Annotated in this window: 12 protein-coding genes; 2 read left to right on the forward strand and 10 right to left on the reverse strand. The window is 49.2% G+C overall.

Going from position 1 to position 13,500, the window contains the following annotated elements:
* Positions 1–49: 49 nt before the first annotated feature.
* The 5 genes from pssA to selD form a co-directional block, all read right to left on the reverse strand.
* The gene (pssA, locus tag ACYVI1_RS17095) at positions 50–817 is read right to left on the reverse strand and encodes a CDP-diacylglycerol--serine O-phosphatidyltransferase (protein WP_460911944.1); all 768 of its coding nucleotides are present in this window, start codon (positions 815–817) and stop codon (positions 50–52) included.
* Positions 814–1,452, reverse strand: coding sequence for an MBL fold metallo-hydrolase (locus ACYVI1_RS17100; protein WP_460911945.1), 639 nt, complete (start codon positions 1,450–1,452; stop codon positions 814–816). Before ACYVI1_RS17100 ends, pssA begins: the two co-directional genes overlap by 4 nt.
* Positions 1,453–1,559: 107 nt before the next feature.
* Positions 1,560–2,261 (reverse strand): SAM-dependent methyltransferase, encoded by a 702-nt coding sequence (locus ACYVI1_RS17105; protein WP_460911946.1) that lies wholly within the window; start codon positions 2,259–2,261, stop codon positions 1,560–1,562.
* 61 nt (positions 2,262–2,322) lie between these two features.
* The gene (locus tag ACYVI1_RS17110) at positions 2,323–3,090 is read right to left on the reverse strand and encodes an alpha/beta fold hydrolase (protein ID WP_460911947.1); all 768 of its coding nucleotides are present in this window, start codon (positions 3,088–3,090) and stop codon (positions 2,323–2,325) included.
* A gap of 81 nt (positions 3,091–3,171) precedes the next feature.
* Entirely contained in the window at positions 3,172–4,263 is a 1,092-nt protein-coding gene (gene selD, locus ACYVI1_RS17115) for a selenide, water dikinase SelD (protein ID WP_460911948.1), read from the reverse strand.
* 328 nt (positions 4,264–4,591) lie between these two features.
* Here selD and ACYVI1_RS17120 point away from each other — a divergent pair, with 328 nt between their 5' ends.
* Positions 4,592–7,978, forward strand: a complete 3,387-nt coding sequence (locus ACYVI1_RS17120; protein WP_460911950.1) for a TonB-dependent receptor — start codon at positions 4,592–4,594, stop codon at positions 7,976–7,978.
* A gap of 192 nt (positions 7,979–8,170) precedes the next feature.
* Here the strand turns inward: ACYVI1_RS17120 and ACYVI1_RS17125 are convergent, their stop codons facing one another.
* From ACYVI1_RS17125 to ACYVI1_RS17135, 3 genes are all read right to left on the reverse strand, one after another.
* A complete protein-coding gene (locus tag ACYVI1_RS17125) occupies positions 8,171–8,452 on the reverse strand; it encodes a type II toxin-antitoxin system RelE/ParE family toxin (protein ID WP_460911951.1) in 282 nt (93 codons plus the stop codon).
* A complete protein-coding gene (locus ACYVI1_RS17130; protein ID WP_460911952.1) occupies positions 8,449–8,682 on the reverse strand; it encodes a hypothetical protein in 234 nt (77 codons plus the stop codon). The genes ACYVI1_RS17125 and ACYVI1_RS17130 overlap by 4 nt, the downstream gene beginning before the upstream one ends.
* A 117-nt stretch (positions 8,683–8,799) precedes the next feature.
* Entirely contained in the window at positions 8,800–9,795 is a 996-nt protein-coding gene (locus tag ACYVI1_RS17135) for a patatin-like phospholipase family protein (protein ID WP_460911953.1), read from the reverse strand.
* A 253-nt stretch (positions 9,796–10,048) separates the two neighbouring features.
* Here ACYVI1_RS17135 and ACYVI1_RS17140 point away from each other — a divergent pair, with 253 nt between their 5' ends.
* Entirely contained in the window at positions 10,049–11,023 is a 975-nt protein-coding gene (locus tag ACYVI1_RS17140; protein WP_460911954.1) for a polyprenyl synthetase family protein, read from the forward strand.
* A 109-nt stretch (positions 11,024–11,132) separates the two neighbouring features.
* Here ACYVI1_RS17140 and ACYVI1_RS17145 read toward each other — a convergent pair whose 3' ends face one another.
* Together ACYVI1_RS17145 and ACYVI1_RS17150 are read right to left on the reverse strand one after the other, a co-directional pair.
* Entirely contained in the window at positions 11,133–12,503 is a 1,371-nt protein-coding gene (locus ACYVI1_RS17145; protein WP_460911955.1) for a GAF domain-containing sensor histidine kinase, read from the reverse strand.
* A gap of 109 nt (positions 12,504–12,612) precedes the next feature.
* On the reverse strand, positions 12,613–13,404 hold the full coding sequence (locus tag ACYVI1_RS17150; RefSeq protein WP_460911956.1) for a sterol desaturase family protein: 792 nt from the start codon (positions 13,402–13,404) through the stop codon (positions 12,613–12,615).
* Between the last annotated feature and the right edge of the window lie 96 nt (positions 13,405–13,500).

Below are 13,500 nucleotides of genomic sequence, written 5' to 3' on the forward strand. Positions count from 1 at the left end.
GAATGATAGAATGAGTCAATGAATGAATAGTTGCTTTGGGAATATTCAGTCATTGACTCATTCTATCATTGAAAATTAATGATAGAAGAATGTATAGCAGGATAATGAGCGGGATTGCTGCGAATTGCAAAAATAACAGCAGTAGAGCGGATAAAAGCAGAAAACTAAACTTTATCCGGTTTTCGGCCCAGCCGAACGATTTGAATTTGAGGGCGAAAAGAGGTATTTCTGATACCATCATAAATGAAAAAGCAATCATTATACCCAGCCCAATATCGTTTTTCCAGATGGCATCGTACTGTGGTTGATACCGTTCCATGAGCGGGAAAGCGGCAATCAGCATGGTGTAGGCCGGAACGGGAAGGCCAATAAAGGATTCGGATTGGCGGGTATCTATGTTGAAATTAGCCAGTCGTAAAGCAGCCAGCATCGCAATCAGAAACGCGCCATACGAAATCGAACCCAGGCCCTGAAACCAGCTAAGCTGAAAAACAAGGGTTGCTGGCAGCACGCCAAACGTCACTACATCAGCCAGCGAATCCAGTTCCTTGCCAAACGGGCCGGAGACCTTCACCAGACGGGCGACAAAACCGTCGCCAAAGTCGAGAATGGCCGCTAAACCAATTAGCCAGGCAGCCGTGTCGAGATGACCACGAAGAGCCATAACTAAACCAATACATCCACACAGCAAATTGCCGCAGGTCATGGCGTTGGGGAGGTGTCTGAGCAGAGGTTTCAATAATGAATAATGAATGATGGGTAATGGAGAATGGGTGATGGATAATGAATTTGCCGAATGCACACATTCATTATTCATTGTTTGATAAAGGGGTTGTTTCGTTTTTCGTGGCCGATGGTGGTTGGCTCCATATGACCGGGATACACTACATAATCGTCGGGCAGGGTATAAAACTGCGTTCGAATGCTGTTGATGAGGTCCGTATGGCTGCTTAACGGAAAATCCGTGCGTCCCACGCTTTCCCGGAATAATACATCGCCCCCAACTATATACCGTTCGGCATGATTCACAAACGCAACATGACCTGGCGCGTGGCCCGGTACAAAGATGACATCTAAAATGGTGTTCCCAATAGTAAATTGGTCGCCTTCTTTCAGAAATTCATCAATTTCAGCATGCTCATAGCCTCGTAAACCGTAGAGCATGCAGCGCGTTGGCACATCGTCATAAATGACCTGATCTAACATGTGAAGATAGGCTTTGATGCCGAATGTACGTTTCACATAGGCCAACCCGAACACATGGTCGAGGTGAGCGTGAGTGAGTAGTACATACCTGACCTTAAGTTTTTTCTCCGTAACGAACCGGCTCAACGCTTCTTTTTCAACCTGATCGTAACAGCCCGGATCGATAATAACGGCTTCATTCGTCGCATCATCGGCAACAACGTAGGTATTTTCCTGGAAGGGTGAAAACTCGAAGGCTTGAATCATAGAGTAAGTCATTAGTCGTCAGTTGAGAGTAGCTGTCCCCGCCGGCTGACCGGCGAAAGTGATCTCATGCGCCAGCCACTACCGACTGACGACTCATGACCAACGACTTACAAAAGTAGAAACACCGTTGGTTTTTTTCGGAGATCGGGCGTTTGGTTTTTCCATTCACGAATAGTGAAGGTACGGACGAATGCGTCGGGCGCGGTCAGATTGCAGGCTACGCACAGGCGCGTGTTGGGCTGGCAGTTGGCAAGTATATCCGCAAAAAGGGCGTCGTTTCGGTACGGCGTTTCCATGAAAATCTGGGTTTGCAGCCGTTGCTGCGCTTCTTTCTCCAGAAACCGTATGGCGCGGGCGCGGTCGGCTTTTTCGATGGGGAGGTAGCCATGAAACACAAACGACTGCCCGCTCATGCCCGATGCCATCAGTGCCAGCACAATAGAGGATGGCCCTACCAGCGGTTCCACGCGCCACCCCAGCGAGTGCGCCATACCCACCACGACCGAGCCGGGGTCGGCCACACCGGGGCAACCCGCTTCTGATAAAACGCCCGCGTTGCGCTTCCGTTCGGTCAACTCCTGAATCTGTCGGCGTGTATCGGCGGGTGGTGTGTCTTTGTCGAGGTCAAAAAACGTTGTTTCATCGATGACACGCGCTGTTTTCAGGCCCGTAATGAACCGGCGGGCCGAGCGGACATTCTCCACAAAGTACGCATCTGTTTTTTCGATAACGCTTTGAATATGAAGTGGTAGTACCTGACTGCTCGTGTCGTCGGCGAGGAGGGTAGGAATGAGGTATAGGGTTGGCATATTTTATTGTTTCAGGCTTCAAGTTCCATGTTGGGCAAACAGAAATCTGAAACGTTGAACATTAAACAATGAATTTCATTAATGTTTCGACAAACTCCACTGGTTTTTCGGCCTGTACCCAGTGGCCCGCGCCCTCAATGGTTACGATTTGAGCGTTTGGGAAAATGCGTTTGATGGTCGGAATATCTTCGTCCAGAATATACGGTGATTCGCTGCCCCGAATAAAGAGCGTCGGCTCAGTTATAATACGTGGATTGGTTAACTCTTCGCCAATGCCATGTAGCTCGCGCTCAATGATGGGCAGATTCAGCCGCCAGTCAAACATGCCCTGTTCGTTGCGATACAGGTTTTTTAGTAAAAATTGCCGCACGGGTAATAACGGCTCGTATTGCTGCAAAACAGCGTCGGCTTCGCTGCGACTTTTGATGACCGGCAAGTCAATGGCTTTCAGGCCCCGTATGAGTTCGGCATGGTGAACCGGATAAAATTTGGGCGCAATATCGACCACAACGAGTTTTTCAAATGTGCCCGGATAGAGCATCACATACTGCATCACCGTTTTCCCGCCCATCGAGTGGCCTACTAAAACAGGGTTTTCAAGCTGCTGATCGGTCAGAAACTCGCGCAGGTCGTCGGCCATACTCTGGTAATCCTGCTCATCCGAACGGGGCGACTGACCATGATTGCGCTGGTCGAGGGCAAATACACGATATCCCTGGGCGGCAATGGTTTTGCTGACGGTCAGCCAGTTGTCCGACGAGCCAAAAATACCATGAAGAATAACAAGCGCCGGGCCAGTTTCGCCGATTTGACGGAAGAATAATTTCATCTGAATAAAGAGCGCAAGCGTGAAAGAGTGAAAGAGCGAAAGCAACCTAAACGCTCTTTCACTCTTTCGCTCTTTCACCCTTTAATCTACAAAAATAACCTTTTCCCGTCTCTCAATCAATTCGCCGAAGGGGTGCAACGTAAAGCCATTCTCCTGGGCTACGCGCTCAAACTCAGTTGTACTGCCTGGCTCAACGGCAATCAGCAGCCCGCCGGAGGTTTGCGGGTCGGCCAGAATATAGCGTTGTCTTTCAGTGAGTTCGGCAATCTTATGGCCATAGCTATCCCAGTTGCGAATGGTGCCACCGGGATAACTTTTCTGCGCCAGATACTCCTCCAGCATGGGCAGTTTCGGTACGGCATCGAACTGGACAACTGCACTCAAACCCGAACCTTCGGCCATTTCGGTGAGGTGACCCAATAGCCCAAAGCCTGTTACATCAGTTAAGGCTTTCACATAGGGCAGTTTACCCAACACCGCGCCAAAACGGTTGAGTTGGGCCATTTGTTTAGGCGCAATGTCGGCATGTTCAGGTTTGAGAATTCCTTTCTTCTGAGCCGTAGTCAGAATGCCAACGCCGAGGGGTTTGGTCAGATAGAGACGGCACCCTTCCGTGCCAGTATTGTTTTGTTTGAGGTGCTCAACCCGAACTTTACCCGTTACGGCCAGACCAAAAATAGGTTCCGGGGAGTCGATGCTGTGCCCTCCGGCGAGCGGAATACCGGCTTCGCGGCAAATGGAACGTGAGCCTTCGAGCACTTGCCCGGCCACGTCGGGCGGCAGTTTATCGATTGGCCAGCCCAGAATAGCAATAGCCATAATGGGTTCGCCCCCCATCGCATACACATCGCTGATGGCGTTGGCCGAGGCAATTCGGCCGAAATCAAACGCATCATCCACAATGGGCATAAAAAAGTCGGTTGTACTGATGATGGCTTCGCCCGTGCCGAGGTCGAATACGGCGGCATCATCGCGGGAGTCGTTACCAACCAAAAGCCCCCCACCCCCCAGCAGGGGAGCCTGTAGCGACGGCAAAACTCCCCCTTTGGGGCGGTCCGACGGGTAGGCGGGGGTGAGAATCTGGTCCAGAATTTTAGGCGAAATCTTACAGCCGCAGCCCGCTCCATGACTGTATTGCGTAAGTTTTATAGCGGTTGTTTCGGTGAGCGTCATAACAGGACAAAATTAAGTCAGAAGTAGGTTAACTCCGCTGAAGGATATTGGTTAAATACGGTCGGTGGTGGCCAATGGTTCGATTGTTTACTTAGAGCTACCAAAATGATGCGGTAAACTTAACAATATCTTAACGTTCAGTAATATAATGTAACTGATTAGAAATAGGGATATTCTTAGAGTATGCTCTACTTTCCTTCATATATTGGTACTTTTTTAAGATGGGGGTCTTTGATGACGCGAAAAAAAAGTAGCATATTTGTAGATGAATTGAGTACCTAACGAATACGATTAGCGTCTCAAGGCTACTAACCAAACAAACACTTCTATGTCTAAAAAATTACTGCATTTTCGGGCGGCTCTTGTGCTGGTCGGCAGTATGCTATTGTCCGTTCTCAGTGGGAGCGGGGTGATGGCGCAGGTAACATCGGCAGCCATCAATGGTTTCGTAACCGACCAGAAAGGTGAACGACTACCAGGGGCTACCGTCGTAGCTGTCCATACGCCGTCGGGTAGCCGCTATGGAACCATCACGAACACGTCGGGTGTGTACACCCTGCCTACCGTTCGGGTTGGGGGCCCTTATACAATCACGGTCACGTTTGTGGGCTTTAAAGAACAAATAACGAATGACGTATTCGCCAATTTAGGTACAACAGCCGACGTGAATGTGAAACTGGTTGATGAGGGCACTAACCTCAGCGAGGTTGTTATTTCGACCAACCGGACAGACATCTTCAGTTCAGACCGCACCGGTGCCGCTGCCTCTTTTGGCCGGGAAACCATTAACACGACCCCAACCATTGGCCGGACCATTAACGACATCACCAAATATAATGCCTATGGCAATGGTCAGTCGTTTGCCGGTCAGGACAGTCGTTTTAACAACATCACCATCGATGGATCGGTGTTCAATAACGGTTTTGGATTGGGTAACCAGGCAGCAGCCGGTGGCCGGACGGGTACGACGGCGGTGTCGTTAGACGCTTTGGATCAGGTTCAAGTCAATGTCGCTCCATTCGACGTTCGCCAGTCGGGCTTTACGGGAGCTGGTATCAACGCCGTTACGCGGTCGGGAACGAACGAATTTTCCGGTTCGGTGTATACGCTTTTCCGCACTAGTGATTTTGTAGGTCAGAAAGCTAATGGCGCTGATCTGACGCCTAAGCCAAACATTAGCGAGAACACGTATGGGTTCCGGTTAGGCGGGCCGATCATCAAAAATAAACTGTTCTTCTTTATCAATGCCGAACAGTTCAAGAGCAGTACACCTGCCTTAACCTGGTCGCTGGACCGGGGTGCCGCTGGCTCAAACGTGTCGCGTGTTCTGGCGTCTGATTTACAGGACCTCAGCCAGTTTCTCCAGACCAATTTTAATTACGATTTAGGCGCTCTGGATGGGTATAACAACGATGTAAAAAGTAAAAAAGGACTTGTCCGGCTTGATTATAATATCAACGACAATCATAAACTGTCGGTTCGCTACTCGCACCACGATTCAGAATCAGAGCAGCTTATTAGCGGAAGTAACAGCAGCAATACGGCCGGTAACGGCAACCGGACAAACAGTAACCTGGCGATGTCGGGCGAAAACACGGGCTATCTCATTGCTGACAACACGCGATCCATTGCGGCTGAGCTGACCTCTAATTTCGGCGGCAAAATGGCCAATGATTTTATTGTTACTTACAATAAGCAAATTGAGGACCGTACTTACCGAACCGGGGTTTTTCCAACAGTCGACATTTTGAAAGATGGCAGCACCTACACAGCCATTGGTTTCGATCCGTTCACGCCGAATAACAAACTAAATTATTCGACGTTTAACATCACCAATAACTTCAGCTACTTTGCTGGTAAGCACACACTCACGTTTGGAGCCGTATATGAGCACTTCACGTCGAATAACGTGTTTTTCCCGTCGTCCAATGGGGTGTATGTGTACAACTCTATTGCTGATTTCAAAACGGCGGCTCAGGCATTCCTGACAAGCCCGAATAGCGTGACCTCGCCGGTTACCGTTAACCGCTACAACCTGCGCTACTCGTTAATACCGGGCGGTGGTGAGCCGTTGCAGACCCTGAAGCGGAATTTGTACAGTGCTTACGTACAGGATGAGTTTCAGGTTAATCCGAATTTTAAGCTGACACTTGGTCTCCGGGGAGACATTTTTGCCTATGATAACTCGACGGCGAAAGACTTTAACAACCCGGTGGTAGCAGGCCTGACCTTCCGCGATGAAAATGATCAACCATACAAGGTCTCAACCGGCACATACCCGAAAGCCAGTTTGCTACTGTCTCCCCGGTTAGGCTTTAATTTCGACGTGAAAGGCGATAAGACAACGCAGATTCGTGGAGGGACCGGGCTTTTCATCTCGCGTATTCCGGAAGTGTTGATTTCCAATCAGTTGGGTAACAATGGTGTTAATACCGCCGTCATTAACGTGACTAATACGAAGGATTATGCCTTTACAACCGACCCAAGCCGGTATATCCCAACCAGCGGGACAGACATTACCAAGTTGCCGCCTTATGTTATCAACGCATCGGACGCAAACCTGAAGTATCCGCAAATCTGGAAAACGAACATTGCTGTCGATCAGAAACTGCCGTTCGGGCTAATCGGAACTGTAGAGTTTATCTATAACAAGACGCTGAATGCGTTGCGCTATCTCGACGCCAACCTGAAAGCCCCGGATCGTGATTTCACCGGTCCTGACACGCGCGACCGCTTTCCGGCTTCGAACGTAGTCAGCACCGGTACAGGAGCTGCTAATACGGTGGCTATTGCCCGTTTTTATAACCCATCTATCTCGAACGTGTTTGTGCTGAAAAACACGAAATTGGGTAATTCTTACATTGCCACGGTTAAGTTAGAGAAACCGGCTACCCGCGGGTTTGGTTTTATGGCATCCTATACCTACGGCGAGGCAAGAGATATAGCCTTTGTAGGCAGTACGGTGCAGGCTAACGTGCCGTCGGTAGGAGGCCAGAACTATTTGCCCTTAAGCTACTCGGACAATGACCTGCGCCACCGGATTGTGGGGCTGGCGAACTACCGGCTCAACTATGGCGGTAAGGTTGGCGGCTCGACTACCTTCACACTCGGGCTTATCTCGGCCAGTGGTGGTAAAATCTCCTATACGCTCAACCAGGACCTGAACGGGGACGGGCAAACAACCAACGACCTGATTTATGTGCCCCGGAACGCGTCGGAACTGTCATTTGCGTCACTCGTAGTGGGAACGGGACCTTCGTCGGTAACGTACACACCGGAGCAACAGAGTGCAGCGTTTGAATCGTACATCAATGGAAATGACTACCTGAAAACCCGCCGGGGTCAGTATGCCGAGCGAAATGGTGGCGCTTTCCCCTGGCTGACCCGGCTGGACCTCACGGTTATTCAGGAATTCTATATTGCCGTAGGCGCTAAAGGCAAGCGCAATACGATTCAGGTTCGTGCTGACATTTTAAACGCGGGTAACCTGATTTTCGGTGGTACGTCTGGTCTGGGGAATAATGCAACTACATTTAACCCGCTGGCCTTAGCAAGCGTCAGTGCCGCAGGGGTTCCCCAATACCGGTTAGCCACACAGGTAATTCAGGACGGTGGGGTTAACAAAACGATTTTGCTTAGAGACTCCTTCACGCCGAATGCTTCGGTCAACAACGTGTGGCAGGCGCAGTTGGGTTTGCGGTATAGCTTCAACTAAGTCAATTCGATAACGCATGAAAATCCCCCGCCACCTTGCGTGCGCGGGGGATTTTTGTTTATGCTCATTCCATCAGGGCATAATGGCCAAATTACCCGCCACCCGATTGGTTTTAAGCATGTCCGTTCCGGCCTGATAGCCCTGTACAATCATCCGGCCGATGTTATCAGACGTAAATTTCATTAAGTTAAGCTACTCATCACTACCACGACGAGTCGATAAAATGGCCACAACTTCTATAGCTTCAGGCTGTATTTGATAGTAGAGAATTGCTTGTTTATTGATTACACACTCACGAAGTCCCGGACGTTTTTCTGATTTGCGATACATTTCAGGCATTTGGCTGATCAATTCTAATTTGTCAGATAATAAAGCCAAAAAGTCTGTCTTAGTTTTTTGTGACCATGCCTCACCTAAATAAGTAGCCAACTCGTCTAATTGACTCTCAGCTTCAGCAGAAAAATAAACGGTCATTCGGCATATTTCGTTTGAATGTCGGCAAACGATTTCCGGCGTCCGGCCGCTAAATCCGCTAATCCCCGGTTGATGGATGCTTGCTGATTAGGGGATAGGTCATCCCAAAAATCGTCGGATTGTTGAGCAACTTCCCGACTTAATAGCGTCAGATGAGCCTGAAGAACAACATTATCGTTAAGTTGATCAATCAGGCGGTGTAGGTTTGTTTTAAGTTCAATCGTGTTCATACTAAACCATTGGTTTCTATGTAAATATAGTGCGCTGAACCCAATTTGTAAAGAAGAGTATAACTTACCGCCGAATGACCTTATCGCTCGCCACCCGATTGAGAAAAGAGCCTTCCATCAGGGCATAATGGCCGAATTGCCCGCCACCCGATTGGTTTTAAGCATGTCCGTTCCGGCCTGATAGCCCTGCACAATCATCCGGCCGATGTCCTCGGAAGTGAATTTCATCAGGTTCAGGGAAAGCGGTTCCGTTGGGCGAATGATGGTCAACTCTAAAGCACGTCCATGTAGTTTCTCCCGCTCGGCAAACCGTTCGGCCCAGGCAATATCATTATTAACTAATTGATTGACTGTAATGTCTTTAACCCGGTCGGCCAGGTTTAGCAGGTTTCGGTAGTTGAAATTTTCGTTGTAAATCTTTTTGGAATGACAGGCCACGCAAACAATAGTCGTTGCTCCGTCTTCAATAGCCACCCGCAGAGGAGCTACCTCCCGGAGTCCACCATCTAAAAAGGCCCGCCGGTGGTCGCCCCCGATTTGTACGGCAGGCATCAGGAAAGGTAGTGAACTGCTGGCATAGACGTAATCTAAAAAATTAGGATCATGGGCGTCGGCATAGCACATGTCGCCCTCGATAATATCGACCGCGCCCACTTTAATGCTCACGGGGCCGGTTTTAATAGCTTCAAGATCAACATGATTCCGAATGAGAGCCTTGATGGGCGAATTGTCGAGTAAGCCCTCAAACCGACTCATAACCGTGTTGTAACCCATGCGAAATCGCGAACGGATGACCGCCACATCACTGGGCTTGGTAATGTTCCGAATCCAGAACTCGATCAGGTATTTACCAACTTTTACCCAGTCGACCTGGCCCGTTTCGGCCTGCTGGCGTGCCGATTCGTTGGCCAGAAACGTGGCGTTAAGGCTACCTACCGAAATGCCGTAGAGTTGATCAGGTACAAACCCTGATTCAAACAGGGCCATAGCGGCACCAACCTGAAACGCACCTTTAAGCGAGCCTCCCCCCAGCACAAGCGCTTTAATGGGTGGTTGGGTGGGGGGCGGAACGGCGGCTCGTTTTGGAACAGGCGGGGTCGGATTATCAATCATAAAGACGTATACTGGTAGAACAAAATGACCTACATGGATGGTAAGTTGCGGTTTTTCAGGCAATAAACAAAACGAATCGGGGGAGATAGTTGTCCGAAAGGTATCCTGGTTTTCTAAACGGCTTTTCGGGGTCTGCGCTTTCCTTACTATACTTGCCGAAGAATAGTCGTAAGTTGTAAGTCATCAGTCGTAAGCAGCGGCAAAAGTTAACGACTTACTTACGACTGATGACTTACAACTTACGACTTTACCAATGCCCCTTACCGTCGCTGACATACAGGCCCCAATCGCTGTCGAGATGGCGTTGTTCGAGCAAAAATTCCGGGGTCAGATGAAAAGCGACGTGATGCTGCTCGACCAAATCATGAATTACATCGTGAAGCGCAAGGGGAAGCAACTTCGCCCCATGTTTGTGTTTCTGATGGCCGGTGTTTGCGGGCAAATTACCGAATCTACCTACCGCGGGGCATCGCTTATTGAACTCCTGCATACGGCTACGCTTGTTCACGACGACGTGGTGGATGACTCAAATTACCGGCGGGGATTCTTCTCGATCAATGCACTCTGGAAAAATAAAGTAGCCGTGCTGGTGGGCGATTACCTCCTGTCGCGCGGGCTGCTGCTCTCCGTCGATCATGGTGATTTCGACCTGCTTCAACTCGTGTCGACGGCCGTGCGGGAAATTAGTGAGGGGGAACTGCTTCAAATTGAGAAGGCCCGCCGGTTAGACATTACGGAGGCCGTTTATTACGAGATTATCCGTCAGAAAACAGCTTCGCTCATTGCAGCCTGCTGCGCGGTTGGGGCGCGGTCGGTGGGTGTTGATCAGGATACGGTCGGGAAGGCCCGGACGTTTGGCGAAAAAGTTGGTATTGCCTTCCAGATCAAAGACGACCTGTTCGACTATGGTACGGCGGAGATTGGTAAGCCGCTTGGCATCGACATCAAAGAGAAAAAGATGACCCTGCCGCTTATCTATGCGCTTAATAAGTCTGGGTTTATGGAGAAACGCCGGATCATCAATATCGTTAAAAACGAGAGCGAGAATCCCAAAAAAGTGAACGAAGTGATTGCCTTCGTGAAAAACTCAGGGGGTATTGACTATGCTACCGAAGCCATGAACCGCTACGTAGCCGAAGCGCAGATTCTTCTAAACTCCTTTCCCGATTCGGCCTACCGCCAGTCATTGCATCAGTTAGTGCAGTACACTATTGACCGGAGCAAATGAACGTAAAAAAGTAGACGAGGCCGAGTCGTTATCGTGGGATAAATACTATTTTTCCAGCCCTACGACGGGCATAGTACGTTTATGATTGCGTTCTACTTATCCTGGAAAATCAATTGCCCATTGCTGGCAAATAAACCTGAAACGTCGTTCCCTGACCAGGCTGGCTTACAGCCGTAATGGCTCCCCCATGATTGATAACGACTTTTTCGCAGATGGCCAACCCAATGCCCGTACCTGAAAACTCGTTTTTGGTGTGCAATCGCTGAAAAACCTGAAAGACACGATCCAAATATTTCTCGTCAAAACCGATACCGTTGTCGGTCACCTCAATCCGATGGTACATTTTGGTTTTTCGGGCAGGACTGACCAATGAGGGCAATTCGGTTGCCGCCACAGATTGGGTACTTACCCGAATCTGGGGCGGCACCGGCACGCCGGACGAATCCATCCGACGAAACTTCAAGGCGTTGCTGAGCAGGTTTTGAAAGAGTTGCTCTAACTGTCTGTAGTTACCTTGCACCACAGGTAAAGGAACCACGTAGAGCTGGGCACTGGCTTCCCGGATTGGCATGTCTAAATCCTGTAATACCGTATCAATCACCTGGTTCAACGAAACGGGCAAATCCGATTCCTGCCGGATGGATATTCGGGCGAAAGCCAATAAATCTTTAATCAGGACCGACATTCGAGCTGCGGCCGTCTGCATCCGCGTCAGCAGGTCGATGCCTTCACCCAACTCAGCCGCGTGCCTGGTCCGAAGCAGATCGCCAAAGGACTGAATTTTACGCAAAGGCTCTTGTAAATCATGACTGGCGACGTAGGCGAACTGCTGCAGATTTGCATTAGAACGCTGGAGATCGTAAACAGATTCCTGCAATGAACGGGTGCGTGCCTGAACCTGTTGCTCCAACTCATCCGACAAATTCCGGTACCGGTTTTCACTTTCTTCAATCCGCTGTTGGGCTGCTATCTGCTCGGTTATTGTAAGCTGACTTTGTTCCAATAACTCGATTTGTTGCAGATGAAAAGAGATTAAATCGGCAAACAAACTGAACATCCCAATAATTTTTGAATTTTCGAGCTGTGCCGGTCTGGGGTCGATAGCGCAAAGAGTACCAAAAAATTCGCCCGTTTTGAGAATAATGGGAAATGAGATATAACTCTGAAACCCATACATCAAGGGGGTGTGATGCGTACAGTACGTTTCACTTTCCTGTACATGATCGATGATGACAGGTTGATGAGTATCCCGAATTTCATCACAAATGGTTGTTCCTACCTGGAGTTCACCACCGGGTAGCAGCCCGAATTGAATATCGTCACGAACACTGCACGCAATCCACCTATCCTGAGTCACACGGGCAATAGCGGCAAACCCCATTCCTGTTGTCTGGCACACGACATCAAGCAGCGTAGATATCATGGGAATTTTCTTTACCCGTTCAATATCTTTTGCGAAATCAACGTCTGTGTAAGTCATTTTACCGGATAGTACTGATAGTCAAATATAAGCGTTTTAGAGGGTTTTCTATAAATGGGTATTTTGCTGGTACTGGCTTACCTATACTGTTCTGATATACTACGAAACATTAGCCTGCACGCTTCCCGATTTTCTTTGTTTTCTCCCCAAACAACTGGTGAAAATCGGGGCTTTCGGTCTTCATCCATTTATCCCAGAAGGTAAAATACAGACCATAGTTGAACCGAAACTGCGTGTGATGCAAACTATGGTGGGTGGCGCCAATGAGCCATCGTCCCAGCCAGTGCCGGTCGAAATTACGAGGATAAATTTCGGTGTTCAGGTGATTGATCGCGCTCGATAGGGTCATAATGATGAGCAGTATTCCAACGGCTGTACTATGCAGCGGCAGCACAAACACCACAACTGGAATGAGAATTGCCTGTAGCGTGCTCTCAGTCGGATGAAAAGAAAAGGCGGTCCAGGGCGACGTTGTGATGCTGTCGTGATGGGTTTTATGCACCCAGCGATATACACCGGGCCGGTGCATCCAGCGATGAAGCCAGTAATAATAGGTTTCGTGGATAAACAACACCAGCAAAATACTGCCCGGATACCAAAGTAAAGGGTAAGCTCGCAAATCCGTGTAAATCAGGGTGTATCCGTTCTGGAACGCCAGCATGACAGCCAGCCCCAGAACCGTAAAAATGAGCGAGGTCAGCACCGACCAGCCAATCTCACGGCGGTCCTGACCAGCCTTACGAGGACGCGTTTGCACAGCCCGATGAGCAAACTGTTCTTTCATTGATACGTTAAACAACCACCAGAAGGTCAATGAGAACAAAACGTACCGTCCAAAAATAGCGATAAAAAAAAGTAAGGCTGTCAGCCAGAATGTAGCCGGGCCGGTAAGTTGAATCATAAAATAGTATTCAGCCAAAGGAGCCGTTTTTATAGCAACACAATCGGTACGGGTAAAGTTAGAAATAGTTTACAGGCTAATTAGGCTGGATTAACG

It is taken from the genome of Spirosoma areae (assembly GCF_054781775.1).

What these genes read in the sequence shown, in the direction of transcription:
- pssA (WP_460911944.1), bottom strand. Translation starts at nt 817, where the DNA reads ATGAATAATGAATGTGTGCATTCGGCAAATTCATTATCCATCACCCAT.
- ACYVI1_RS17100 (WP_460911945.1), bottom strand. Translation starts at nt 1,452, where the DNA reads ATGATTCAAGCCTTCGAGTTTTCACCCTTCCAGGAAAATACCTACGTT.
- ACYVI1_RS17105 (WP_460911946.1), bottom strand. Translation starts at nt 2,261, where the DNA reads ATGCCAACCCTATACCTCATTCCTACCCTCCTCGCCGACGACACGAGC.
- ACYVI1_RS17110 (WP_460911947.1), bottom strand. Translation starts at nt 3,090, where the DNA reads ATGAAATTATTCTTCCGTCAAATCGGCGAAACTGGCCCGGCGCTTGTT.
- selD (WP_460911948.1), bottom strand. Translation starts at nt 4,263, where the DNA reads ATGACGCTCACCGAAACAACCGCTATAAAACTTACGCAATACAGTCAT.
- ACYVI1_RS17120 (WP_460911950.1), top strand. Translation starts at nt 4,592, where the DNA reads ATGTCTAAAAAATTACTGCATTTTCGGGCGGCTCTTGTGCTGGTCGGC.
- ACYVI1_RS17125 (WP_460911951.1), bottom strand. Translation starts at nt 8,452, where the DNA reads ATGACCGTTTATTTTTCTGCTGAAGCTGAGAGTCAATTAGACGAGTTG.
- ACYVI1_RS17130 (WP_460911952.1), bottom strand. Translation starts at nt 8,682, where the DNA reads ATGAACACGATTGAACTTAAAACAAACCTACACCGCCTGATTGATCAA.
- ACYVI1_RS17135 (WP_460911953.1), bottom strand. Translation starts at nt 9,795, where the DNA reads ATGATTGATAATCCGACCCCGCCTGTTCCAAAACGAGCCGCCGTTCCG.
- ACYVI1_RS17140 (WP_460911954.1), top strand. Translation starts at nt 10,049, where the DNA reads ATGCCCCTTACCGTCGCTGACATACAGGCCCCAATCGCTGTCGAGATG.
- ACYVI1_RS17145 (WP_460911955.1), bottom strand. Translation starts at nt 12,503, where the DNA reads ATGACTTACACAGACGTTGATTTCGCAAAAGATATTGAACGGGTAAAG.
- ACYVI1_RS17150 (WP_460911956.1), bottom strand. Translation starts at nt 13,404, where the DNA reads ATGATTCAACTTACCGGCCCGGCTACATTCTGGCTGACAGCCTTACTT.